Origin of the sequence: Brucella pecoris (assembly GCF_006376675.1) — a bacterium.
Lineage (GTDB): Bacteria > Pseudomonadota > Alphaproteobacteria > Rhizobiales > Rhizobiaceae > Brucella > Brucella pecoris.
Genome location: NZ_VEWK01000002.1, coordinates 170,438 through 193,566, shown reverse-complemented (window position 1 = coordinate 193,566; position 23,129 = coordinate 170,438). Strand labels below are relative to the sequence as shown.

Genomic DNA, 23,129 nt, shown 5'->3' with positions numbered 1-23,129 from the left:
TGCCATGGGGCGTGTTTATACAACGATACAAGGCGAAATGATTGATGCTATCTGCCGTAAGGTCTATGGCGACGAAAGCGGCTATGTCGAGCGGGTTTTGGAAGCTAACCCAGGGCTGGCGGCGCTGCCGCATCGGTTGCCAATTGGTACAAAAATTCATCTTCCCGATGCTTTGCGAACAGATCAAAACCAACCGCTAATTGCACTATGGGACTAGCCTACAAGCCAATCGCTGGTCTGCAAATAGCGCGATCAGCTTCATTGTTCTCTGGTGTTGCGGAATAGGTTGCCTGTTCTCCGGCGGTTTCCCCTGGCTGAACATTTGTAATGTATGCCTCCGCTACGTCGAGGAACTTGTCACCTTTCATGATGCGACAAGATACAGTGATCCAGCTGAACGCAAGGTCGCTGTCATTTTTGATTTGCACCAAAACCCTTGGATTCTCTGGATCCCTCTTGATGTCTTGGCTTACAATTTTGACCATTGCCATCGCAGCCGTCACTGCTTGAGGTGTCGGCCTATTATTATCTGCCGTCGCAGCGCCGATTTGAACGATGCTACTCAGCAGCGCAGTAGAAACGAAAAGCTTCCTCATTTTTCCCCCTTTTAATCAAAGTCCAGCACTAGGTGCTTCATGAAGACTCCAGCCTTTGAAATAAAAGTCAACGGCAAAGCCGTCGCGTCCATTGTGAATGAACGGCTTATCTCGCTGACTGTCACTGACAAAGAGGGTGTCGGCTCGGACTCGATTGATGTCGACCTGAATGATGGCAACCCGTTCGCCGCCATCCCTAAAAAAGGTGACAAGATCGAGGTGTCGCTTGGCTATGCAGAAACCGGCATACTCCCTTTCGGGGCGTTCACGGTAGATGACCCGGAGATCCGTTGCCTTCCCTACGGCATGAATATTCGCGGGCGAGGGGCGAATATCCGCGACAAGTTCAAGCAGAGCCGCTCCCGCCACTGGGATGAAAAGACTGTCGCGGAGATCCTGCAGCAAATCGCCTCCGAAAACGGTTTACAGCCCGTCATCGACGATGAAGTTGCTTCGCACAAGTACGACTGGTTCGGACAGCAGGATGAGAGCGACATGCATGTCTGCGAGCGTCTGGCACGCATTCACGGTGCTTTGTTCTCGGTCAAGGATGGCAAGCTGATATTTGCGAAGCGTGGTAGCGGGAAGTCTGCGAGCGGAAAGGATTTGACGCCTATCATTGTAGGGCCATTCGAGATTGTGCAGGGCACATGTCGCATCAACTTCGCCTATCGCAAGAAAGTCAAAACAGTGCGCGCAAAGGTTCGCGACCGCGCCAAGGCTGAGACGGTCGAGGTCGAGGAAGACAGCGACGAGGAAGGCACTGCCGAATTTACGGTGAAGGAAAATTTCAGCACGGAAGCCGAAGCGAAAAAAGCTGCGAAGTCCAAGGCTGAAAGCCTCAAGGCGGAAACTGTCAAAACCTTTGTCACAGTGTTTGGCGATCCGACCATTCGGGCAGGCGCGCCGTTTTCCTACCAGAATGTGCGGCCGGAAATTGACGGCATAGAATTCATTATCGAGACAGCAACCCACCGCATCAGCAAGTCGGGATATATGACCGATATCGAAGCGAAGCTAAAGCCGGTCGCCAGCAAGGCATCCAAAGATAAGAAAAAGTCGACTGCTGCCAGCACGTCGAAAACAAACGAGAACAGTCCTAAAACGCCTGCGGTGCCTGATCCTAAACCGCAAGCGCCCGCAACCTCGACGACGGGCGGGTCACCTATGGGCATGGGTATAGGTCGCGCCTAGCGCCGCTCGAATTTCCAACGGGGCAATCATGAAATACATTATCCGGAATTATCCGGTCGTCTTCATCAAGTGGGCGATCTACGGGATCTTGCTGCTTATTGCCAAGCTGGTAGCGATCCTGATCGCACCGATATTGGCGCTCTGGTCGGTGTTGGCAGGGATTTCGGTTCTGCCATACCCATTCTCGCTTTTTCACACGCATGATGACGACCTGGACGGCGCGCAACATCAGCTAGGTTGGCCGCAAGCCAAGGGCTTCAAATTGTGGTGGCAGCGAACACGATGGATCATGCGAAACCCAGCCTACGGATTTGCGGCCAATGTTTTCGGTTTCAGGTTCGAAGGCGTTACCACTGTTTATCAGATCGATAGCGGCGGCTTTGACTGGTCGAAACCCGGCACATTCTATGAGGGTGTGTATCGAGACGCGAATGGCCGATTGTTTTTCTCGTATCGCGCTCGCTTCAATATCTTCGGCAGGATCTGTGGTTGCTGGATCGGCTGGAGCTATGTCGCCTACGACAATATCAGCCTGCAGCTGAAGATCTCTCTCATATCCATCGTCAAATAGAGGCTGTCATGCAGCTTGTGCCCGATTGGCGGCACGTCTTGCGAAAGGCGTGGTCTGTCCGCCTGATCCTGCTTGCCGGTGTTCTGACCGGCATTGAAGCGGTGTTGCCGCTCCTTGGTGACACTTTTCCCATCCCCTCCGGCGTGTTCGCGTTGCTGACCTTTGTTGTGGTGGTCGCAGCCTTTGTGATGCGCCTTGTTTCTCAGAAGGTATTTCGAAATGGCGAGTAAACGCGCAAAGGCGGCTCTGGCGTCTGGGTTGGGGCTAGTTGCTTTGACGGCGACTTATCTGACCGCGCCGTGGGAAGGTATGGAAAACCATGCCTATTATGACAAGCTCGGCAGGGTCTGGACTGTGTGCCTGGGTGAAACCAAAGGCGTGCAGAAAGGCGACTATTATACTGACAGGCAGTGCCGCGAAAAGCTCATCACCCGACTGGAGAACGATTTCCGGCAACCGCTCCGCAAGTGTATCCGCACTTTCGACCAGGCACCCATCAGCGTGCAGGCGTCTATGCTGGATCTCTCCTACAACATCGGGACAGGTGCGGCCTGCAAATCAACTGCCGCCCGCCGTATGAGTGAACGGCAATGGCGTGCCGCTTGCAACGCGATGACTGCTTTCAATCGCGCCGGGGGAAAGGTCGTGGACGGTCTGAAAAAACGCCGCGAGCTGGGTGACGCTCAGCGCATCGGTGAGCTGGAACTTTGTCTGGCGGGTCTGTGATGTTCGGCTTGCTGGACTATCTCAAGTTTGGCGCTGGCTGCGCCGTCGGGATCGTGCTGTCTGCGATCTATTTTAACGGCGTGCCGGTTCTCAAAGATCTTCCCTATCTCGGCGTTGTTTTCGAGGGGCAGGCAAAGAAAGGCCTTGTTCCCGAATTTCAGGCGGCGGCGCTGCGGGCGGAACGCGACGAGCTGCTACGGCAGGGCAGAGCCAACGCGATTGTGATTGAAGCCTACCAGGTGCAGTTGCGGAACGCTCGCGCAGCTGAGGCCGCACAGATCGAAAAATCTGAACAGGAGATAGCGGACTATGAGAAAAAGCTGGCAGCGGCGGGCCGTGCCTGTCTGCTTGATCGCGATGATTTGCAGTTCCTGCGCCAGTGATCGACTGCTGCAGGAGGCTGCTGAACAGCAGGGTAAGGCGCAGGCGCGCATTGTCCCGCCTGAATATCCCGATGACTGTCGCAAGAAAGAGCCGCATGCGCCGTTGATCGAGGGGGCGGAAGTCCGCTCCATCCTTAAAAGGGAGCGAGCGGCGCTGGACAGGCAGAATGCGCGAACGGATCGATGCGCGGAATTTTATGACGGCTGGGCAAGGGGGCTACGGTGAGGGAAGGTGCGATGCGGTTACCAAGCAAAGGAAAGTTTGAGTGGAACTTCAACACGCTGCTGCAGCTCGGGCAGATCGCCGTCCTCATCCTCGGCGGTGTAACGATCTGGGTCAACAGATCCCGCGATATCGAGGATCTCGCAAAGTGGAAGCTCTCGCACGAGGCTTATCATAAAGAGCGCTTAGCCGAAGTGCGCGAGGATAAGGGAAAAAACGATCAGCGGTTCCAAACTATAGAGGCCGATATCCGCAAGCTATCCAGTAACCAGGAAAGCATGAGCTATCAGATAGCCTCAAACTCCCAGGCGATCAAAAGCGCAGCTGATAATTCGAAGGAAATACAGGAAACATTAACGACAGTGCGTGGGGATGTCCGTGTTGTGATGGAGATCCTGCAGCGTCTGGAGGCTGGGCAGCGGCGTCCCTAACGCGGTAAAACGGCAGCGATCCGCTATAATATGAATGACCAAGCGCCCGCCCGTCACCCGACGCGGCGGGCTTTTTCTTTTCTACCGGTCGGGATGGTGTCTTGCCTTCGTCGTCGCTTATTCGTTCGGATCTGTGCCGGTTGCTCCGTGGTGTAATCCTTCGGATACAACACGGATGGCTGTTGCCGCTTCTTCTTCTGACCAGCCAGCATCGACCGCATCCTGAATAAGCTCTCGGACACCCACGACGTTTGCGCCCGAAAGCGCCGCAGTGGCTTCAGCTTCCGTCGCGCCAGCCGCTACCTGTTGCTCAACAAGGTCAGCGAGGCCCTGCGAAATCGCTTCCTGACAATCAATTTCACGGTCGGGATAATCGCCGGGCTGTTTTGGTCCGAACATTCGATCCTCCTTCGATGGTCTGGATTTAGGTAGGGCATTAATTTTCGCTGTCCAGCCAAAGGGTCTTCGTTGTTTCGCTCATGCAAGTCCCCCTACAAATCCGCTCATTTCCTGCAGGCGTACCATTGCCATACGCATATGACCGCGACAGCCGCGCCCTTTGCACCTGGCCTTCGCCTCGATCTCATCAAGATACTTTTGAGAACGATCAGCGCCCGTGCAAAGCATCTGCCTGGTTGTGTAAGTCACGCGACCGCACTTTTTGCAGGTCAATTCAAGTCGCTGTTCATCATCCAGATCTCGGACCTTGATTGTGGATTTCCAATTGCCCATTACCAGAAATCCTCTGCGGACGGGATGCGGGTGTAACTGATCTTGCCGCCCACGTGCCCGCCTGCAGGCGGTTTCCATTCGCCCATGCTTACGATGGTTCCGGAATATTTCGTGTTGAGCGTATCGACGGCGTTGTTTGCCTTTTCCCATTTCTGGCGCACGGCATCGTCATTATTCAGCATATCCATCTGACGCTCGCCTGCTGGTGACAGATCATACAACGTCACGCCGACCCGAAAGATGGTTATGCCTCGCGGATGGTCGTCTCGCACGCGTTGCCAGAGCAGGCGCAGCGCCGACAGAATAGCTTGATCGTCATTCACTACCGGCAAGTAATGTTTGCCGAACCATGTTCCGTCACGCACTGAAAGCCATAGCCACAACCCTGCTGCATAGAAATTTTCACGACGAAGACGGCGGGCGGCTTTGGTCAGCAGTAGCCGGGATATCTCATAAGCGCCCGTTATTGAGCGGGCTTCAGGTGGCAAAACGCGACCATGGCCAAACATTCCGCGCTGCTGTGCTGGCGCCTGGATATCGTAGCCGTGAAGGGCATACCAAAGTCGCTCACCGTTGACGCTGTTCCAGATCTTCCGCATGTGTTTCGGTTGTAAGGCGTAGAGCTGGGTGGTTGTAAACACGCCATTGCGATAAAGCCGCTTTGCCATATTCGATCCGACCCCGGGTATATCCTCCAGCTCGACGCGCAAAAGCGGGTCCGGCATGATCGCAGGCCACCAAATGGCCAGTCCATTGCCGTAGGATCCTCGACGCTTTGTTTCTTCTTTCCCGGCCTTGCAGGCGATCTTTGCAAGCTGGCGGTTTGCGGCGAATCCGATTGAGCAGGTGATGAACGGGCCGATGTTGTCAGAGATCGCCGATTTAATGCGCGCTGCCAATAGCTCCGGGTCTCGCTTGCCGCTGTCGTCGAGAACGCATGTCAGCTCATCAATGCTTTTGGCTGTGTCGATTGCGATGACAGTCTCGATCTCGCAGAGCAGGGCATTGTGAGCGCGCCGGTAAAGATCTGGCTTTTGCGGGACCAGGATAAGGTCGGGGCATAACCGCTTCGCTTCTTTGATCGGCATGACGTTTTTAACGCCGAAGTTCTTCGCCTCTTTCGAACAGGCAATGACGGCAGTGCGGTCGGTGCCTTCGAAGGGCACGACTCCGATGGGGCGACCACGTAAACGCCGGTCGCATTGCTGTTCGACGCTCGCAAAAAAGCCGTCAAAGTCCAAATAAAGACGCTCTATAGTCTCAGGAAGGCGCAAGGCACACTCCAAAATCAGGGCAAGCGAAACCCGCCCCATGCACCTATGCGCTCAGGAACATATTCCGCTCAATGTGGATATGTTCCTAAAATGTTCTCATTTTGAAAGTTAGTCAATCTGCATTTTCCGGTTGTGGAAATTCGGTGCATAAACTGGGTTGCTTGGCTGCCGAAATGTGGGGCAGACGTATGAAAAAACATAATGTTTTGAACGCATGCTTTTCTGCCCCACTTTTTTGCAAGCCATTGAAAAGGCATGAAATCCGTAGAACCTCCGGGACTCCCATGCTTGGGCAATAAAAAACCCCGCCGGAGCGGGGTTGTAGATCAGAACGCTGCCATCTTGAGGGCGCGCTCTATTTCTTTATCACTGGCGCGGTTAATCGCTTCAATGAAACCGCGATACTGCTGGCGGCTTTCTGAAATCACAGTCTCTTTATCAATCACAGTGCGGCGAGGAGGAAGCTTCTCCTGAGCTTGCTCCGACCTGTCGACTGCCTTTCGGAGTGAATTAGGTTGAGAAGTCATATTGTTTGCTCCACGGGTTATTGCGAATGAAGCGCTGCTTGGCGCAACTGGTATCTCGAATTAATGTCTGAATTAAAGAAATGTTTCCTCTTAACCCAGACTAGGCCTTCGTGTTTCGTAATGATTGCCACGTCAACTGGTCCTCCAACCGTCTCAGAAGGCTTTGTAACCTTCTCCTTTAACGATTGAAGAGTAATTAACGTTTCCGCGAGTTCTGCCATCTCATCGACCGGCAAAACACTAAGTACGCTACGCAGTGGCAAAGAATGGTCTTTGCTAGCTTTGTCAAGTACAGCTTGACTAATTCGATTACGTGCAGCCTGCACTAGCCCCGCGAGATCGTCAATTGCGGCGATTTGGCCACCGCTCTGGCCTGCAACATCCTCAGCAAAATTCGTTATCGTGTCGACAACTGCCACCATCAACGATTCGTACACGTCGGCACTCAGGCCCAAGGAGAATGTATCGGTCATGGACGTCTGAGCGAATGCAGATATCCATGCAGGCTTATCATGATCAATTTTCTCCGAGGTATTTCGTTCGTAAATGTGTCGTCCATTTACAATTCCGTAATGCCTGTACTCGACCATCGCTGGGAAATATTCGTGATCGCCATATCCGGCGAAAACCAGGCCCGTTGAGCTGAGGTGTTGTTGAGGTCGCTTTATTACTTCTCGGATCGAAGTGTCGGCCAATCCCTCGATGCCACCTTCAATTGCAATCCCTAAGTGACCTAGATATCCCTCAATGAACTCGGAAACTGCATGCCGGGTATCGCCAAGCGCCTTATCAATATTTTCATCGTCGAGACCGTTTGGAACGGCAATATTGGCCAATTGGCGATCAGACTCAGTGAAGGCAGCTACAATCGCCTGAAACCGATCATCTGGACCGACGTCTTCAATAACTGACGATATCGTGCCCCAGGCAACGCCTTGCGCGCTTCGAATGATTTGCTCGGTTTGTTTGTTTTCAGGAAAGAAACGTTGATTTTCGTTGAGGTAGTTAAACAGCTCTTTTGCGTAATCTTCTACGGTGTTGAAGGATTTGCCAGCGGCTTCGCTTCGGAACGATTTGATAATCGTTTCCCATGGCACATTGAGTATGTCAGCGGAATCGAAAATCATCACGCCAACCGGATGCTTATTCGACAACTGAAAGATTTTATTTGCGCCTTTGAAGTACCGTTCTTCTCGATTGCCGTCGACCCATCGTGAGACGGTAGTCGCGCTGTCAGCAGCCAGAACAACAGCCAGCCTATTCATCATACAAACTTCAGATGTCATGCCCTCGAATTCCTCCCCCATGAGGTAATCGAGTGCAACCGTACCGTGATTCCGGTAAGTCGCATAGTCATCTCGATAGGGAGCTTTCTTGTCCCAAAATTGCCATCGCCCGGAACTAATAATGTAAAGGGTTTGTTGAGCAGTCGGCAATCCGATCTTGTGTTTTTTGGGCGCTGATTGTAGTAGGTGCGCCAACGTGTGATTTTACGCCGCAATTTTGCGATACGTACTGTGACACAAACTGGGACACAAGACTGCCTTTCGGGTGGATATTGTGCAAGGAAATCAATGGGTGGGGTTTGGTGCGGCTGCTCTCTATCCGCACCAACTGCCATAAGGCAAAAGAATTTCTCTCCCGCGACAAGGCAAATAAGCCGGTGACGGCGGGACAATGACAAGAAGTGAAGGTTTGAACATGCAGGTTACCGAAACGCTCAATGAAGGGCTGAAGCGCGAGATTAAAGTCGTGGTTCCGGCCGGAGATCTCGAAGCCAAGCTCGCTGAGCGGCTCGATACCGCGCGCGGTCGCGCCAAGATCAACGGCTTCCGTCCAGGCAAAGTGCCAACAGCACATCTGCGCAAGACCTATGGCAAGTCCTTCATGGCTGAGATCGTGAACGAAATCCTGAGCGATTCGTCGCGCTCGATTCTCGCTGAGCGCAACGAAAAGTCTGCTACGCAGCCTGAAGTCATCTTGTCGGAAGACGAAAAAGAGGCCGAACAGGTTCTCGATGGTAAGGCTGATTTCGTTTTCTCGCTGAACTACGAAGTTCTGCCGGCAATTGAAGTCAAGGATTTCTCGAAGATCGCCGTTACCCGTGAAGTCGTTGATATTTCCGATGAGGAAGTTGACGATCAGGTCAAGCGCATCGCTTCGTCGACCCGCACCTTCGAAACCAAGAAGGGCAAGGCCGAAAACGAAGATCGCGTCACGATCGATTATCTGGGCAAGCTCGACGGTGAGCCTTTCGAAGGCGGTGCGGATAATGATGCACAGCTCGTTCTTGGTTCGGGCCAGTTCATTCCGGGCTTCGAAGAGCAGCTCGTCGGCGTCAAGGCTGGCGACGAGAAGGTTATCAACGTAACGTTCCCTGCTGAATACGGCGCCGCTCATCTGGCTGGCAAGGAAGCTACCTTCGATATCAAGGTCAAGGAAGTTGCCAAGCCGAACGAACTCGTTCTCGATGACGAAACTGCCAAGAAGCTCGGCATCGAATCGCTTGAGCGCCTGCGTCAGGTCGTTCGCGAACAGATCGAAAGCCAATACGGCCAGATCACCCGTCAGAAGGTAAAGCGTCAGATTCTCGACGCTCTGGACGGCGATTACCAGTTCGAAACGCCGCAGAAGCTTGTTGACGCCGAGTTCAACAACATTTGGCAGCAGATCAACTTCGACCTGCAGCAGGCTGGCCGTACCTTCGAAGATGAAGAAACCACGGAAGAAGCTGCCCGCGAGGAATATCGCAAGCTTGCTGAGCGCCGCGTGCGCCTCGGTTTGGTTCTCTCCGAAATCGGTGAAAAGGCTGGCGTTGAAGTTTCTGAAGAAGAACTGCAGCGCGCCGTCTACGACCAGGTCCGTCGCTACCCAGGCCAGGAAAAGGAAATCTACGACTTCCTGCGCAAGACGCCGGATGCTGTTGCCAACCTTCGCGCTCCGATCTTCGAAGAAAAGGTCGTTGACCATCTGCTCGCCAATATCAACGTGACCGACAAGAAGGTCTCGAAGGAAGAGCTGACGGCTGAAGACGAAGATGCTGCTTCGGAAGCAAAGCCTGCCAAGAAGGCTGCTGCGAAGAAGAAGGCCGCTCCCAAGAAGAAGGCCGATGAAGATAAGTCCGAAGAGGCTTGATCTTCGCTTCAAGCATGAATTCGGAAAGGCCGCGCATCGCGCGGCCTTTTCGTTTTGCGATCATGGAAACGGATGGCTGAAAAGCTTGCATCTGGTGGGGCTTTGCTCTAGCCAGTAAGCAATCAGTTTCAGCCCAATCACAGTATTGTCGAGCCAGTAATGTCACTTATCGATACGCGCACGCCTGAACCGAAAAGCTTTATCTCCGGTGCCACCGGAGACTGGGAAGTCGTCATCGGCATGGAAGTCCATGCGCAGGTCACGTCAGAATCGAAGCTGTTTTCCGGTGCCTCCACTTCGTTCGGCGCGGAGCCTAATTCCAATGTCTCTCTGGTGGATGCGGCTATGCCGGGCATGCTGCCGGTGATCAATCTGGAATGCGTCAAGCAGGCGGTTCGCACGGGTATCGGACTCAATGCTCAAATCAATCTGAAGTCGGTTTTCGACCGCAAGAACTATTTCTATCCTGATCTGCCACAGGGTTATCAGATTTCGCAGTTCAAGCAGCCGATCGTTGGCGAAGGCAAGATTATGATTTCGGTCGGCCCCGACAACAAGGGCCAGTTCGAAGACGTGGAGATCGGCATCGAGCGCCTGCATCTGGAACAGGACGCGGGCAAGTCTCTGCACGACCAGCATCCAACCATGTCCTATGTCGACCTGAACCGTTCTGGCGTGGCGCTGATGGAAATCGTTTCCAAGCCGGATCTGCGTTCGTCGGATGAAGCCCGCGCCTATCTGACCAAACTGCGTACGATTGTTCGTTATCTCGGCACTTGCGACGGCAACATGGACGAGGGCTCCATGCGCGCCGACGTAAACGTCTCCGTCCGCCGTCCGGGCGGTGAGTTCGGCACGCGTTGCGAAATCAAGAACGTCAACTCGATCCGCTTTGTCGGTCAGGCGATAGAGTATGAAGCCCGTCGCCAGATTGCCATTCTTGAGGACGGTGGTTCCATCGATCAGGAAACGCGCCTGTTTGATCCTATAAAGGGTGAAACCCGATCCATGCGCTCCAAGGAAGAAGCGCATGATTATCGTTATTTCCCGGACCCAGACCTTCTGCCGCTCGAGTTCGATCAGGCATTCGTGGATGCGCTGGCAGCAGATCTGCCGGAACTGCCGGACGTCAAGAAGCAGCGTCTCGTCGAGAAGCAGGGCATCTCGATTTACGATGCATCGATTCTCGTGACTGAGAAGGCCATTGCTGATTATTACGAAGCAGTTGCTGCCGGTCGTGACGGAAAGGCGGCTGCGAACTGGGTCATCAACGATCTTCTTGGCGCGCTGAACAAGGCAGGTAAGGATATCGAGGATTCGCCGGTTAACCCGGAACAGCTCGGCGCGGTTATCGATCTGATCAAGGATGGTACGATTTCCGGCAAGATCGCCAAGGATCTTTTCGAGATTGTCTGGAATGAAGGCGGAGACCCGAAGAAGCTCGTTGAAGAACGTGGCATGAAACAGGTCACCGACACTGGCGCCATCGAAAAGGCTGTCGATGACATCATCGCTGCCAACCCGGAAAAGGTCGAGCAGGCGAAGGCCAAGCCGACATTGGCTGGCTGGTTCGTCGGCCAGGTCATGAAGGCAACGGGCGGCAAGGCCAACCCGCAGTCTGTCAATGAACTGGTCAAGGCCAAGCTCGGGATCGAAGAGTGATGTGGGTCAGAAGCGCGACAGAGGCTGATCTTAAGGCAGTGAACGAGCTGCTTATAGCGACCTGGCACGCGACCTTTGATGACATCCTAGGGCGAGAAATGGTGGATGCCGTTACCGCCCAGTGGCACAGCATTGCTGTGCTGAAGGCCAATCTGAAAAAGCCTTATTCGGAATTCATTGTCGCAGATAACGGTAAGGGCGGCATCGACGGAATGGCTTTTGCCAGCCAAGCCGAAGAAGGCAAGGCTTTGCTACATCAGCTTTATGTCCGTCCTGATACGCAGGTTCAAGGTATTGGAACGATGCTTCTCGCTGAAGTCGAGATGGCTTTTCCTGACGTTCGAACGATGAAGCTTGAAGTGATCGAGAGAAACACCAAGGCGGTAAATTTCTACGAGCGCAAAGGCTATACCAAAGTCGGTCGTAACGAGGATTGGGGCGATCCCAATTGCAAGGAACCTGTGCTGGTAATGGAAAAGTCGCTGGAAAGCTGGAATATGTAAAGCATGTCTCCCCAAAGTGGGAACCGGTTTGGGGATCAAGACATGCGAGAATATAAAGGCCTGAAGCGCGTAGCGCTTTAGGCTCTTCATACTCTTGTGACAGCGGCAACTTGACCCTTGCCATGGCCGAGCGATAGGGCCATAAGCAAGAAAACCCGGTGATTTCGATCACCTGTGGCAATGATGGATCTGGAATAGGTCATGAAGAAATTTATTACGCAAGTTTTCACCTGGTGGAACGGCCAGACGCTCGGCACACGGTTTCATACGTGGCGCAAGGGTGAGCGCGTCGGTGAGGATGAGTTCGGCAATATCTATTACCAGGGTGGCAAGGACTCCGAAGGTCGCACGCGCCGCTGGGTAATCTTCAATGGCTATGCGGAAGCAAGCGCTATTCCTCCCGGTTGGCATGGCTGGATGCATCATCGCGTCGACACGCCGCCTTCCAAGGAAGATTACAAGCCACGTGACTGGCAGAAACCGCATCTGCAGAATCTGACTGGTTCTCCGCTGGCTTATCGTCCGAAGGGCGCTATCGCTCGTCCGGGCACGGAACCTGAGGAACGTCCGCGCGTGACTGGCGAGTACGATGCCTGGACGCCCGGCAATTGATAATCGGTTTTGATTTTTGTCCGGCGCGTTAATTCGCGCCGGATTTCTTATATGCCCGCCCTTTTTACGCGATAGCGGAAAAGGTTTGAGGATAGACGGCTTGCTTCGCAGCAACGACTGCATTGCGGCTTGCGACAGGGCAACGAATCGTCACATTTCATGCTTAGGAATTGTTCCGGCTTAATTTAAACCCTTTGGATGCGGATCTCCGTTTTGACGAAGCAATCTCACGGCGCGGCTGGCAACGGAAAAAACTCGATCAAAAGAGCAGTTCAAATTGCCCTGATTTCGTTCATGGCGACCACCAGCACTTTTCAGGCAGCCATGGCCGAACGCATCACCAATCCGGTTGCTGAGTTCTCAGGTCTCGATAAAGTCACCGGACGCATCACGACATTCGACGTCTATATCAATGAAACTGTCCAGTTCGGTGCCCTTCAGGTAACGCCGAAAGTTTGCTACTCGCGCACCGAGAACGAAGCGCCGCGCACGGATGGTTTTGTGGAAGTCGATGAGATCACGCTGGATCGCAAGATACGCCGTATTTTCACCGGCTGGATGTTCGCCGATAGTCCCGGACTCAATGCTGTCGAACATCCGATCTATGACGTTTGGCTGAAGGACTGCAAACAGAAGTCGGAAGTACCACCGCCAGATCAGCGTAACTAGAGCATTTCCAGCAAAAGTGCGAAGCGGTTTTGCGTCGGATAATGCGTGAAAAAAAATAGATAGAGCGGTTCCGACGATTCCATTTAAACCGGAACCGCTCTAGGTTGTATCCGGTTAGAAACGTGCGATACCCTCGAGCGCGTTTTCCAGCAGTTTCTCATATTTTTTCCGTGTAACTTCCACAGCGCCGAATCTTTCAAGATGCGGCGTTGTGAACTGCGTATCGAGAAGCACGAAACCTTGCCTGACCAGATGCTGGACCAAATAGGCGAGGCAAACCTTCGACGCATCCCGTTTGCGCGTGAACATGCTTTCGCCGAAAAAGGCGCGTCCCAGTGTTACACCGTAAAGCCCGCCGACGAGTTGGCCGTCGTTCCAGGCTTCAACCGTGTGGCAATGTCCAATCTCGAACAATTTCTTATAGGATTCGCGGATGGGGCCATTGATCCATGTGCGCGCGCGTTCTCCAGTTCCGCTGGCGCAACCTTCGATCACGCCGTCGAAATCGCTATCAAGTCTTATGTCAAAAATACCCTGGCGGATGGTCTTCTGGAGGCTTTTCGGCAGGTGGAAGCCATCAAGCGGGATAATGCCGCGCTTCTCAGGACGAACCCAGAAGACCTCGGGATCGTCGGCTTCTTCGGCCATGGGAAATACTCCCGTGGCATAGGCCCGCAGGAGCAGCTCCGGTTCGATTGAATAGTCGTCCGGGGATACTCCTGCGGTCACTTTCGTCAGGCGCTTTCGCTCTTGGTTTTCTTGGCCAGATATTTTTCCAGCCAATGAATGTCATATTCGCCGTTCGCAATGTCCTGATTGGCGATCAGGTCCTGGAAAAGCGGAAGGGTGGTTTTCACACCATCGACCACGAACTCGTCCAGTGCGCGGCGCAGGCGCATCATGCATTCGACGCGATTGCGACCATGCACGATGAGCTTGCCGATGAGGCTGTCGTAGTAAGGCGGAATGCGATAGCCGGAATAGACGCCCGAATCCACGCGGATACCAAGGCCACCCGGCGTATGATAATGCGTGATCAGGCCCGGCGAAGGCGCAAAGGTCAGCGGGTCTTCGGCGTTGATACGGCATTCGATGGCATGGCCGGAGAACCGGATATCCTTCTGCTTTACCGACAGGCCGAGACCGGCGGCAACGCGAATCTGTTCGTGAACGAGATCGATGCCCGTGATGGCTTCCGTGATCGGATGTTCCACCTGAAGACGTGTGTTCATTTCGATGAAATAGAACTCGCCGTCCTCATAAAGGAATTCGATCGTTCCCGCACCGCGATAGCCCAGCTCGGCACAGGCATTGGCGCAGACCATGCCGATCTTATCGCGTGCCTCAGCATTGAGAGCCGGTGAATTGGCTTCTTCCCATACTTTCTGGTGACGACGCTGCAACGAGCAGTCACGTTCACCCAGATGAATGGCGTTGCCAGCACCGTCGCCCATGACCTGAACTTCGATATGGCGCGGCTTTTCGAGATATTTCTCGATATAGACTGCGTCATCACCGAACGCCGCTGCGGCTTCGGAGCGAGCCGTTGCAAGAGCGATGGAGAGTTCTTCCTCGCTGCGGGCGACCTTCATACCGCGTCCACCACCACCGGACGAAGCCTTGATGATGACCGGGTAGCCGATTTCCTTCGCGATGCGTGCCGCTTCCACGTCGTCCGTCACGCCACCATCAGAACCAGGGACGACTGGAATGCCGAGGCGCTTTGCAGTGCGCTTGGCTTCGATCTTGTCGCCCATGATGCGGATATGCGAAGCGGTGGGGCCGATGAAGGTGATGCCGTGCGCTTCAAGAATTTCCGCGAACTTGGCGTTTTCCGACAGGAAGCCGTAACCCGGATGGATTGCGTCGGCACCGGTGATTTCGCAAGCAGCAACGATCTGATGAATATTCAGATAGCTGTCGCGCGATGGCGGTGGGCCGATGCAGACGCTTTCGTCCGCCAGCCGTACATGCATCGCGTCGGCGTCTGCCGTGGAGTGAACGGCGACGGTCTTGATGCCCAGTTCCTTACAAGCCCTGAGCACGCGAAGAGCGATTTCGCCACGATTGGCTATGAGTATCTTTTGAAACATTGCGCTTTGCTGCCCGTTCATTGAATAAGCCGTAATCTTCTGTCTTATTCGATTATGACGAGCGGCTCACCGAATTCAACCGGCTGAGCGTCTTCGATGAGAATGGCCTTGACCGTACCGGCACGTGGAGCCGGAATCTGGTTCATGGTCTTCATGGCTTCGATGATGAGAAGGGTCTGACCTTCCTTCACCTGCGCACCAACCTCGATAAAGTTGCGAGCGCCTGGAGCCGGAGCAAGATAGGCCGTACCAACCATTGGCGACGGAACGGCGTTCTTGGACAGCTCAGCTTTTGTTGGTTCAGCAGCAGCAACTGGTGCGGCGGCTGCGGCGACGACCGGTGCCGGCATAACGGTTGCTGCTGCCTGAACCGTAACCTTGCGCGAAACGCGGATACGCAGATCACCGTGTTCCACTTCGATATCGGTCAGGTCGGTTTCATTGAGAATGTCCGCCAAGTCGCGGATCGTTTCCTTGTCGATGACGGAATTTTTGCTGGACATATTAGGCCCCTTTAACGCTTTGCCCGTTGTTTTCTTCTTCTTTGGCAATTGCCGCAAGCGCGCGCAGACCGAGCAGATATCCTTCCGCGCCAAAGCCGCAAATAACGCCTTTGGCGACTGCGGATACATAGGAGTGATGCCGGAAAGCCTCACGCGCATGAATGTTCGAAAGATGCACTTCCACGACCGTTACCTTGGCCGAGCGGATCGCATCATGAATAGCAACCGAAGTGTGGCTGTAGGCGGCAGGATTGATGAGGACATAGGCGTTTTTGTCGCCAGCCTCCTGAATCCAGGTCACCAGATCACCTTCGTAATTGGACTGACGGAAATCGACATCAAGTCCAAGTTGTTCGGCCTCACGCTTGCAGTCCGCCTCGATATTTTCGAGCGTTGCAACACCGTATATCCCCGGTTCTCGTTTACCGAGAAGGTTGAGATTGGGGCCGTTCAAAACAAAAACTGTTTTTGCCATATCCGTCCGCGACTGATAACGCATTTACCACGAAATTTCGGTACACTTCGCATTTCATATAGAGGGCTTGGACGCAAGTCGAAACCCTCTAAATCATTGCAGATGTTTTGCCGAACCGGTTTTTCCCGCTATTCTTTGCAAAATAGGCGGGCAGTACGGCAATTTCTTTGCTCGCAACACAAACATTGGAGGCCATGGCTTAAACTGTTTCACAAAAGCGAACAGTCAAGCCATCGCGGAACTGCTTATTTTTTTGCCGCAGTGCGTGCCGCCGCGATTCTCTCGACCAAACCATCAGCGCCGATTGCGCCGGGCACCAGTTCATCTCCGATGATGTAGGATGGCGTGCCGGTAATGTTGAGCTGCTGTGCCAACTGATAGGTCTGTTGGAATGCGCCCGTAATTGCCGGGTCCTTCATCTTTTCACGTAGCTGCGCTTCATCGGCGCCCAGTTTTACGGCATCGGCGATGGCAGAATCTTCCGTCGCACGTTCCTGCGCACCCAGCAGCACTTCATGGAATTCAGCATATTTTTCCGGCATCAGCGCTTTGAAAGCCTGCGCCACAATATGCGCCTTGGCGGAATCTGGTCCGAGAATCGGAAATTCCTTCAAGACAAACCGCACGTTCTTGTCGGTTTTCAGGATCGCTTCCATGTCGGGCAGGGCCCGTTTGCAATAGCCACAGTTGTAGTCGAAGAACTCGTAGACTGTCACATCACCGTCGGGATTGCCAAAGACGGCATCATGCTTGGGATCGAAAAGGGAGCTGCGATTGGCAGCCAGTACCTGCTTGATCTGTTCCTGCGCCGCATGCGCCTGCTTGGTTTCCAGCGCGCTTTGTACCTCCAGCATCAATTCGGGATTCTGGATGAGATAGTTGCGCACGACATTCTCAATAGCTTGCTGGTTCATTGCCGCGGGAGCAGCAGGGCTTTCTACAGCAGTCGAAACTTGCCGGGCGGTACCTGCATAGTAACCCACTGCAAGTGCAGCGATACCCACGATGCCGCTGGCAACTGTTATGGAAACTATGTTCTTCATTCCAAAAATCCTATCTGTCTTGAATGCCGGCAGCAGGTGCGAACGACTGTCCTACTTGCTTTTCTTGGCATTGATTATGTCTTGCGCACGAAGCCATTCAGGTGAACGGGGTTTCATCTGCTTTTGTGCACGAATGGCAAAGATCTGGGCTTGTTGAAGCTTGCCCGAATAATAGTTCATGTCGGCAGTGGCGAGGTCTGCGAGGGCCATGTCGCCTTGTTGTCCATAAGCCTGTGCCAGATAGCCGTAGCCGCCGGGAAACTCTGGATCGGAAGCAATGCCTGCCTTGATTTCCTTGATTGCCGTCGGCATGTTTGCCTTGGCTCCTGTCAACATCATCGCGCGCCCATAGCTCATACGCAGCAGCGGTGACTTGCGCGGGTCGAGCGAAGCGGCCTTCTGAAAGGCCTTTGCCGCCCCTGCTGCATCGTTGGCTTTCAGCAAGACTTCACCGCGCATTTCCTGGAAATACGGGTTCTTCGGCTGTTCCTTGATCAATGCATCGAATTTCGGCAATGCGGCACGGGCCGAGCCGTTCAGGAACGTCGTGATTGCATTGCCATAACGCGCCGGAAGCCCGCCGGGATTGCTGCGGAACATGCGCTGCAATGCACCCATATTGCCGGAATAGGCCGCAATCTTCGCCCGAGCCATGTCGTGGCGCATCTGCAGGGCTGGAGAATCGGTCTTGTTGAAATAAGGGCTCTTTCTCGCAAGCTCCTCAAGGTTCGAAATTCGCTCGCGCGGAAGCGGGTGGCTGATGCGATATTGATCGATCTGAGTGCCTGTAAGCGACAGAGCGGACGCGAAGCGCTCGAAAGTATCAAGCATGCCCTTGGTCGATTGTCCTGTGGCATTGAGATAGTTCACGGCAAGGCGATCGGCAGTCATTTCTTCAGTGCGCTGATAGTTGAGTACGCTGCGCATGGCGATTTCGCTTGAGCCCATGGCAATGCCCGCTCCGGCGCCTGCCGCATTGCCGCTGCCGCTTGCAGCACCTGCAACGCCAGCTCCTACACCAAGCAGCATGCCGATGATCGCCATATTGCGGGCGCGGCTTAGCTGTTGACGCAAGCGTTCCTGGTGTCCGCCCGCAAGATGTCCCGATTCGTGCGCAATCACGCCGATGATTTCATTGGGTGTTTCGGCCTGCATGATCGCGCCTGTATTGATGAAAATACGGCGTCCATCGACGAAGGCGTTGAAGCTTTGTGAATTGACCAGAATGACTCGAACGCCACGACCGCCCAGGCCAGCCACCTTGAGGATCGGCGCGGCATAATCGGCAACAAGTGCCTCGATCTCCGCATCCCGAACGATAGGCACACCACCGCCGCGCGATTGAGCGAATGCGGGCAGGGCACTGGTAACAGCTATGGACAGTGCGGCCACTGTAGCGACTGAGCGGCGAACTAAACCTTGGAAAGAAAATCTTCTGGCTGGGAAAGGTGCAGTCATCGTCCCCATCGTGCTGTTCTTCCTTCTTGAAACCGGCGCGAATCTTATAACCTTTGCATTCAGTCACCGATAGACGGAGCGGCGGCATAATCTCCAGATCGGGATTTGGTCGTATTTTCTCGATAGGTGCTGTTGCTTTAGCAATCCGGCGATTATACGGCGGGTGTAGAAAGCGACACTCGCAATTTTCTGGAGGTAAAGTTGGTCACTCTTTCCAGCCGCAGCGCGGTCGAGCCCTTCCATGCCATGGACGTTTTGGCGGAGGCTAACCGTCGCCGCGCAGCCGGGCATCCAATCATTTCCATGGCGGTGGGACAGCCTGCCGACCCGGCGCCCGAGATCGTTCGACAAGCGGCAGAGCGTGCTTTGAAAGACGGTCGCATCGGTTATACCGACGCTCTCGGGCTGATTGAATTGAGAGAGGCGATTGCTTCCCATTATGCCGACCACTACGGTGTTTCGGTCTCGCCAGAGCGAATTGCTGTTACCACTGGTTCATCCGCCGCCTTCAATCTGGCATTCTTGGTCTATTTCGATCCGGGCGACAGGGTTGCCATTACACGTCCAGGCTATCCTGCCTATCGCAATATATTGACGGCGCTTGGCCTTGAAGTCGTGGAAATACCGACCGGCAACGGAACGTCGGCATCGCTGACTGCTGAAGCGCTTGCAGCGGCACATGCTGAAAAGCCTTTGAAGGGCGTATTGTTTGCGAGCCCCGCCAATCCCACCGGCGCGGTCATAGACAAACCGGAACTGAAAGCGATTATAAATACAGCCCGCGATCTGGGCATCCGGGTTATTTCGGATGAAATCTATCACAGGCTTTCCTATGAAACGGATGATGTCACTGCATTGGAGATTTCCCACGATGTGACAGTCATCAACTCATTCTCCAAATATTACTGCATGACCGGCTGGCGTATCGGCTGGATGGTGCTGCCCGAGAGCGATATTCGTGCCATCGAGCGACTGAGCCAAAGCCTTTACATCTCCGCGCCGGAGCTTTCACAGCGTGCTGCCATCGAAGCTTTTCATGCAACGATGGAACTGGAGCGGGTGAAAGATCGCTATCGTCAGAACCGGCTTATCCTGCTTGATCACCTTCCGCGCGTGGGTCTTAGCTTGGCCGCACCGATGGACGGTGCGTTCTACGCCTATTGTGACGTCTCGCGTTTCACCAATGACAGCATGGAATTTGCTCGCCGTATGATTGCTGAAATCAACATCGCGGCGACGCCTGGGCGCGATTTCGACCCGCTGGATGGACACCGCACAATGCGCTTTTCTTATGCTGGAAAGATTGAGGAAATGGAAGAGGCTGTCCGCAGGCTGGAAAACTGGCTGCCACAACAGAAAGCCTGAATCTGTTCGGCTTCTGAAACATCGATCTCCGTTAGAGCGCGTTTCGATCCGATTGAATCAGATCAGCGCTCTAAATACTTGTTTTAACGCGCATCTTTTCCGAAAACCGTTTCACACTTTTCGGGATGCGCTCTAAAAGACAAAAAACCGGCGTTTCCGCCGGTTTTTTTCATTTCAAGCATGACGCGGTGCTTAGAAGAAGCCCTTTTTCTGCCACCAGCCTGCGCGCTTGGGCTTTTGCTCTTCGCTCTCGCTCGAGGTCACAACAGGCTCAGCGCTTTTCTGCGGTTCGACAACAGTTGCTACCTCTGCGTCGGCCACCGCCACTTCTTCGACTTCAACCATCGGTTTGGCGGCAGCTCTACGGGTACGCCGCTTCGGCTTTTCCGTTTCCGCTTCCGGCTCATCGGCGACCGCTACTGGTTCAACAGGTGCCTCTTCAGTCACCTTCTTGCGAGCACGGGTCTTACGGGCCGGTTTGGCAGGCTTTTCCTCTACCTCAACGGCAACCACTTCCTCAGCCACTTCTTCAGTCTTTGCAGACTTGCGAGCACGCGTCTTGCGAGCGGGCTTGGCGGGCTTTTCTTCAACTGCCGTTTCGGCGACGGGAACAGCCGCTTCAGTGACATCGGCTGCAACTTCTTCAGCAACAGCTTCTTCGACCTTTACAGGCAGAACCGGCGTATATCCGACGAACTCAGGATCGGGAACCTTACGCGCACGGGGTTCGTCATCACGACGATTCTTCCGCCCACCACGGCGACCGCGGCGGCGCTTCTTGCGGCGATCTTCTTCGCTCAATGAAGCATTCGAAGATGTTTCCTGAGATTCATCGGCGTCATCGTCTTCGTCGGAAACTTCGTCCGACTCGGAATCGGTCGTTGCTGGCTGTTCCTGGTTTTCGCGATCGCGTCCACCGCGACGACGACGACGACGACGACGCTTGCGGTCAGCTTCATCACCACGATCTTCACGAACCTGAACCTCAGCCGTCGTTTCCTCTTCGGCTTCATCCTCATCAACCGGGACTTCCGGATCTTCGATGTCGTCTTCGATATAGGCCATCGGCTGCACCGGAGGCTGGGTTATAGGCCGCGTGGACGGCGCGCCCTTGTCGATGACGAAATGCTGGTGGCCGACGCTTTCATCGGCGTCAATGCTGATCGCTGCACCGAAGCGTCCTTCCAGATCGGCAAGAAGCTGGCGCTTGTGATTGAGAACATAAAGCGCCGATGCAGCCGGTGTGCGGACGTGAATGTCGAAACCGGAATGACGCAGCAAATAATCCTCAATGCCACGAATGATATGCAGCGCCATGGAGGAATCCGAGCGGATATGGCCAGTGCCACCGCAATGCTGGCAGACCTGCATCGTGCTTTCAAGCACGGATGCACGGATACGCTGGCGCGACATTTCCAGGAGGCCGAAATGCGAGATGCGGCCTACCTGAATGCGGGCACGGTCATCTTTCAGGCAGTCCTTCATCTTCTTTTCGACGGCGCGATTGTTGCGCTTTTCTTCCATGTCGATGAAGTCGACGACGATCAGGCCGGCAAGGTCGCGCAGGCGTAGCTGGCGCGCAACCTCTTCGGCAGCTTCCAGATTGGTCTGGAGCGCTGTGTCTTCAATCGAATGTTCGCGCGTCGAACGGCCCGAGTTGACGTCGATCGCGACAAGCGCTTCCGTCTGATTGATGATCAGATAACCGCCCGATTTAAGCGTGACCTGCGGCAGCAGCATGCGGTCGAGCTGTGCTTCAACCCCGTTGCGTGTAAAGATGGGAACCTGTTCACGGTACGGTTGAACAACCTTTGCATGGCTCGGCATGAGCATGCGCATGAAGTCTTTGGCCTCGCGGTAACCGTTTTCGCCGGAAACGAGGATTTCCGAGATGTCCTTGTTGTAGAGGTCACGGATCGACCGCTTGATCAAGCTACCTTCCTCGTATACGAGGGCAGGAGCGGTCGATTGCAGCGTCAGCGTGCGCACATTTTCCCAAAGACGCATCAGGTATTCATAGTCGCGCTTGACTTCGGCCTTCGTGCGGTTTGCACCGGCTGTGCGCAGGATCACTCCCATGCCCTGCGGCACTTCGAGTTCCTTGACGATTTCCTTCAGACGCTTGCGATCCTGCGGATTGGTGATCTTGCGCGAAATGCCGCCACCGCGCGCGGTATTTGGCATCAGCACCGAATAACGTCCGGCAAGCGAGAGATAGGTCGTGAGAGCTGCGCCCTTGTTGCCGCGCTCTTCCTTGACCACCTGCACCAGAATAATCTGGCGACGCTTGATGACCTCCTGAATGTTGTACTGGCGACGATTGGTGCGAGTATGCGTTGGAAGCTCTTCAAGAGCATCTTCCGAGCCGACCGACTCGACCATATCCTCTTCATTTTCGACTTCGTCTTCGTCGCCGTTTTCGACAGCCTCGGAGATCACGTCGCTTTTCTGCGAGAGGGCAATAGCCGGTGTGCCCGGCACGTAATTTTCAAAGTCCGGGCCAACAGGCTCAGCCGCTGGGAATTCCTTGTCGGAAGCATTGGCTTGCGCTTCACCGTTCTGGCCATCACGACGACCGCGACGACGGTTGCGACGCGAACGATCATTTCGTTCGGTGCGTTCGCTCTTGGCGCGTGGTTCGTCTTCATCGTCTTCGGCGCGTGCAGCTTTTGCTTCCGCTTCAAGCAGAGCGAGACGATCTGCTACCGGAATCTGGTAGTAGTCAGGATGGATTTCCGAGAATGCGAGGAAACCATGGCGATTGCCGCCATATTCCACGAACGCAGCCTGAAGCGAAGGTTCGACGCGGGTGACGCGTGCGAGATAGATATTGCCTTTGAGCTGCTTCTTGTGTTCCGACTCAAAGTCGAATTCTTCAATCTTGTTGCCCCGAGTAACGATAACCCGGGTCTCCTCCGGGTGGGAGGCATCTATAAGCATTTTGTTGGACATTA

The 23,129-nt window shown here is 54.3% G+C and carries 25 protein-coding genes; 13 read left to right on the top strand and 12 right to left on the bottom strand.

Annotated features, from left to right (window positions below; genetic code table 11):
- The first annotated feature begins 4 nt into the window (after positions 1-4).
- Entirely contained in the window at positions 5-217 is a 213-nt protein-coding gene (locus tag FIB18_RS04170) for a tail protein X (RefSeq protein ID WP_140019571.1), read from the top strand.
- A 1-nt stretch (position 218) separates the two neighbouring features.
- Here the strand turns inward: FIB18_RS04170 and FIB18_RS04165 are convergent, their stop codons facing one another.
- A complete protein-coding gene (locus tag FIB18_RS04165) occupies positions 219-596 on the bottom strand; it encodes a hypothetical protein (RefSeq protein ID WP_114215477.1) in 378 nt (125 codons plus the stop codon).
- A 39-nt stretch (positions 597-635) separates the two neighbouring features.
- On the opposite strand from FIB18_RS04165, the gene FIB18_RS04160 reads away from it, so the two are divergent.
- From FIB18_RS04160 to FIB18_RS04130, 6 genes are all read left to right on the top strand, one after another.
- The gene (locus FIB18_RS04160) at positions 636-1,790 is read left to right on the top strand and encodes a phage late control D family protein (protein WP_140019570.1); all 1,155 of its coding nucleotides are present in this window, start codon (positions 636-638) and stop codon (positions 1,788-1,790) included.
- Positions 1,791-1,818: 28 nt separating this feature from the next.
- Complete coding sequence (locus FIB18_RS04155) at positions 1,819-2,361, top strand: DUF7338 family protein (protein ID WP_140019569.1); 543 nt, start codon at positions 1,819-1,821, stop codon at positions 2,359-2,361.
- 8 nt (positions 2,362-2,369) lie between these two features.
- Complete coding sequence (locus FIB18_RS04150) at positions 2,370-2,591, top strand: DUF7940 domain-containing protein (protein ID WP_114215474.1); 222 nt, start codon at positions 2,370-2,372, stop codon at positions 2,589-2,591.
- Positions 2,581-3,087 carry a lysozyme gene (locus tag FIB18_RS04145; RefSeq protein WP_140019568.1) on the top strand — a complete coding sequence of 169 codons (507 nt, stop codon included), beginning with the start codon at positions 2,581-2,583 and terminating at the stop codon, positions 3,085-3,087. Before FIB18_RS04150 ends, FIB18_RS04145 begins: the two co-directional genes overlap by 11 nt.
- Positions 3,087-3,470 (top strand): hypothetical protein, encoded by a 384-nt coding sequence (locus FIB18_RS04140; RefSeq protein WP_140019567.1) that lies wholly within the window; start codon positions 3,087-3,089, stop codon positions 3,468-3,470. Before FIB18_RS04145 ends, FIB18_RS04140 begins: the two co-directional genes overlap by 1 nt.
- 237 nt (positions 3,471-3,707) lie before the next feature.
- Entirely contained in the window at positions 3,708-4,124 is a 417-nt protein-coding gene (locus FIB18_RS04130) for a hypothetical protein (protein WP_140019566.1), read from the top strand.
- 117 nt (positions 4,125-4,241) lie between these two features.
- Here the strand turns inward: FIB18_RS04130 and FIB18_RS04125 are convergent, their stop codons facing one another.
- The 4 genes from FIB18_RS04125 to FIB18_RS04105 all read right to left on the bottom strand — a co-directional run bounded on the left by FIB18_RS04125 (position 4,242) and on the right by FIB18_RS04105 (position 7,943).
- On the bottom strand, positions 4,242-4,523 hold the full coding sequence (locus FIB18_RS04125; protein WP_140019565.1) for a hypothetical protein: 282 nt from the start codon (positions 4,521-4,523) through the stop codon (positions 4,242-4,244).
- 332 nt (positions 4,524-4,855) lie between these two features.
- Positions 4,856-6,130, bottom strand: coding sequence for a Y-family DNA polymerase (locus FIB18_RS04115; protein ID WP_140019563.1), 1,275 nt, complete (start codon positions 6,128-6,130; stop codon positions 4,856-4,858).
- A gap of 326 nt (positions 6,131-6,456) precedes the next feature.
- The gene (locus FIB18_RS04110; RefSeq protein WP_140019562.1) at positions 6,457-6,657 is read right to left on the bottom strand and encodes a hypothetical protein; all 201 of its coding nucleotides are present in this window, start codon (positions 6,655-6,657) and stop codon (positions 6,457-6,459) included.
- Positions 6,658-6,674: 17 nt separating this feature from the next.
- On the bottom strand, positions 6,675-7,943 hold the full coding sequence (locus FIB18_RS04105) for an enolase-like domain-containing protein (protein ID WP_140019561.1): 1,269 nt from the start codon (positions 7,941-7,943) through the stop codon (positions 6,675-6,677).
- Between the two features lie 415 nt (positions 7,944-8,358).
- Between FIB18_RS04105 and tig the strand changes: the two genes are divergently transcribed.
- The 5 genes from tig (at position 8,359) to FIB18_RS04080 (ending at position 13,238) form a co-directional block, all read left to right on the top strand.
- Positions 8,359-9,792 carry a trigger factor gene (tig, locus tag FIB18_RS04100; protein ID WP_268898982.1) on the top strand — a complete coding sequence of 478 codons (1,434 nt, stop codon included), beginning with the start codon at positions 8,359-8,361 and terminating at the stop codon, positions 9,790-9,792.
- Positions 9,793-9,951: 159 nt separating this feature from the next.
- Entirely contained in the window at positions 9,952-11,454 is a 1,503-nt protein-coding gene (gene gatB / locus FIB18_RS04095) for an Asp-tRNA(Asn)/Glu-tRNA(Gln) amidotransferase subunit GatB (protein ID WP_140019559.1), read from the top strand.
- Positions 11,454-11,957 carry a GNAT family N-acetyltransferase gene (locus FIB18_RS04090; RefSeq protein WP_140019558.1) on the top strand — a complete coding sequence of 168 codons (504 nt, stop codon included), beginning with the start codon at positions 11,454-11,456 and terminating at the stop codon, positions 11,955-11,957. Before gatB ends, FIB18_RS04090 begins: the two co-directional genes overlap by 1 nt.
- A gap of 201 nt (positions 11,958-12,158) precedes the next feature.
- The gene (locus tag FIB18_RS04085) at positions 12,159-12,569 is read left to right on the top strand and encodes an NADH:ubiquinone oxidoreductase subunit NDUFA12 (protein ID WP_140019557.1); all 411 of its coding nucleotides are present in this window, start codon (positions 12,159-12,161) and stop codon (positions 12,567-12,569) included.
- Between the two features lie 198 nt (positions 12,570-12,767).
- Positions 12,768-13,238, top strand: a complete 471-nt coding sequence (locus tag FIB18_RS04080) for a DUF2155 domain-containing protein (RefSeq protein ID WP_140019556.1) — start codon at positions 12,768-12,770, stop codon at positions 13,236-13,238.
- Positions 13,239-13,352: 114 nt separating this feature from the next.
- Here the strand turns inward: FIB18_RS04080 and aat are convergent, their stop codons facing one another.
- From aat to FIB18_RS04045, 6 genes are all read right to left on the bottom strand, one after another.
- Positions 13,353-13,922, bottom strand: coding sequence for a leucyl/phenylalanyl-tRNA--protein transferase (gene aat, locus FIB18_RS04075; RefSeq protein WP_140019934.1), 570 nt, complete (start codon positions 13,920-13,922; stop codon positions 13,353-13,355).
- A 50-nt stretch (positions 13,923-13,972) separates the two neighbouring features.
- Positions 13,973-15,331, bottom strand: coding sequence for an acetyl-CoA carboxylase biotin carboxylase subunit (gene accC, locus FIB18_RS04070; RefSeq protein WP_140019555.1), 1,359 nt, complete (start codon positions 15,329-15,331; stop codon positions 13,973-13,975).
- Positions 15,332-15,375: 44 nt separating this feature from the next.
- Entirely contained in the window at positions 15,376-15,834 is a 459-nt protein-coding gene (gene accB, locus FIB18_RS04065) for an acetyl-CoA carboxylase biotin carboxyl carrier protein (RefSeq protein ID WP_140019554.1), read from the bottom strand.
- A gap of 1 nt (position 15,835) precedes the next feature.
- Positions 15,836-16,309 (bottom strand): type II 3-dehydroquinate dehydratase, encoded by a 474-nt coding sequence (gene aroQ, locus FIB18_RS04060; RefSeq protein ID WP_010661265.1) that lies wholly within the window; start codon positions 16,307-16,309, stop codon positions 15,836-15,838.
- A 245-nt stretch (positions 16,310-16,554) separates the two neighbouring features.
- On the bottom strand, positions 16,555-17,352 hold the full coding sequence (locus FIB18_RS04050; RefSeq protein WP_140019552.1) for a DsbA family protein: 798 nt from the start codon (positions 17,350-17,352) through the stop codon (positions 16,555-16,557).
- 51 nt (positions 17,353-17,403) lie between these two features.
- Entirely contained in the window at positions 17,404-18,819 is a 1,416-nt protein-coding gene (locus FIB18_RS04045) for a M48 family metalloprotease (RefSeq protein ID WP_140019551.1), read from the bottom strand.
- A 192-nt stretch (positions 18,820-19,011) separates the two neighbouring features.
- On the opposite strand from FIB18_RS04045, the gene FIB18_RS04040 reads away from it, so the two are divergent.
- Entirely contained in the window at positions 19,012-20,175 is a 1,164-nt protein-coding gene (locus tag FIB18_RS04040; RefSeq protein WP_140019550.1) for a pyridoxal phosphate-dependent aminotransferase, read from the top strand.
- A gap of 192 nt (positions 20,176-20,367) precedes the next feature.
- Here the strand turns inward: FIB18_RS04040 and FIB18_RS04035 are convergent, their stop codons facing one another.
- Positions 20,368-23,127: a ribonuclease E/G gene (locus FIB18_RS04035; RefSeq protein WP_140019549.1), complete on the bottom strand. Its 2,760-nt coding sequence runs from the start codon at positions 23,125-23,127 to the stop codon at positions 20,368-20,370.
- Positions 23,128-23,129 lie beyond the last annotated feature (2 nt).

Coding starts and splice junctions, on each gene's coding strand:
- FIB18_RS04170 (WP_140019571.1), top strand. CDS start 5: ATGGGGCGTGTTTATACAACGATACAAGGCGAAATGATTGATGCTATC.
- FIB18_RS04165 (WP_114215477.1), bottom strand. CDS start 596: ATGAGGAAGCTTTTCGTTTCTACTGCGCTGCTGAGTAGCATCGTTCAA.
- FIB18_RS04160 (WP_140019570.1), top strand. CDS start 636: ATGAAGACTCCAGCCTTTGAAATAAAAGTCAACGGCAAAGCCGTCGCG.
- FIB18_RS04155 (WP_140019569.1), top strand. CDS start 1,819: ATGAAATACATTATCCGGAATTATCCGGTCGTCTTCATCAAGTGGGCG.
- FIB18_RS04150 (WP_114215474.1), top strand. CDS start 2,370: ATGCAGCTTGTGCCCGATTGGCGGCACGTCTTGCGAAAGGCGTGGTCT.
- FIB18_RS04145 (WP_140019568.1), top strand. CDS start 2,581: ATGGCGAGTAAACGCGCAAAGGCGGCTCTGGCGTCTGGGTTGGGGCTA.
- FIB18_RS04140 (WP_140019567.1), top strand. CDS start 3,087: ATGTTCGGCTTGCTGGACTATCTCAAGTTTGGCGCTGGCTGCGCCGTC.
- FIB18_RS04130 (WP_140019566.1), top strand. CDS start 3,708: ATGCGGTTACCAAGCAAAGGAAAGTTTGAGTGGAACTTCAACACGCTG.
- FIB18_RS04125 (WP_140019565.1), bottom strand. CDS start 4,523: ATGTTCGGACCAAAACAGCCCGGCGATTATCCCGACCGTGAAATTGAT.
- FIB18_RS04110 (WP_140019562.1), bottom strand. CDS start 6,657: ATGACTTCTCAACCTAATTCACTCCGAAAGGCAGTCGACAGGTCGGAG.
- FIB18_RS04105 (WP_140019561.1), bottom strand. CDS start 7,943: ATGACATCTGAAGTTTGTATGATGAATAGGCTGGCTGTTGTTCTGGCT.
- tig (WP_268898982.1), top strand. CDS start 8,359: ATGCAGGTTACCGAAACGCTCAATGAAGGGCTGAAGCGCGAGATTAAA.
- gatB (WP_140019559.1), top strand. CDS start 9,952: ATGTCACTTATCGATACGCGCACGCCTGAACCGAAAAGCTTTATCTCC.
- FIB18_RS04090 (WP_140019558.1), top strand. CDS start 11,454: ATGTGGGTCAGAAGCGCGACAGAGGCTGATCTTAAGGCAGTGAACGAG.
- FIB18_RS04085 (WP_140019557.1), top strand. CDS start 12,159: ATGAAGAAATTTATTACGCAAGTTTTCACCTGGTGGAACGGCCAGACG.
- FIB18_RS04080 (WP_140019556.1), top strand. CDS start 12,768: ATGCGGATCTCCGTTTTGACGAAGCAATCTCACGGCGCGGCTGGCAAC.
- accC (WP_140019555.1), bottom strand. CDS start 15,331: ATGTTTCAAAAGATACTCATAGCCAATCGTGGCGAAATCGCTCTTCGC.
- accB (WP_140019554.1), bottom strand. CDS start 15,834: ATGTCCAGCAAAAATTCCGTCATCGACAAGGAAACGATCCGCGACTTG.
- aroQ (WP_010661265.1), bottom strand. CDS start 16,309: ATGGCAAAAACAGTTTTTGTTTTGAACGGCCCCAATCTCAACCTTCTC.
- FIB18_RS04050 (WP_140019552.1), bottom strand. CDS start 17,352: ATGAAGAACATAGTTTCCATAACAGTTGCCAGCGGCATCGTGGGTATC.
- FIB18_RS04045 (WP_140019551.1), bottom strand. CDS start 18,819: ATGGGGACGATGACTGCACCTTTCCCAGCCAGAAGATTTTCTTTCCAA.
- FIB18_RS04035 (WP_140019549.1), bottom strand. CDS start 23,127: ATGTCCAACAAAATGCTTATAGATGCCTCCCACCCGGAGGAGACCCGG.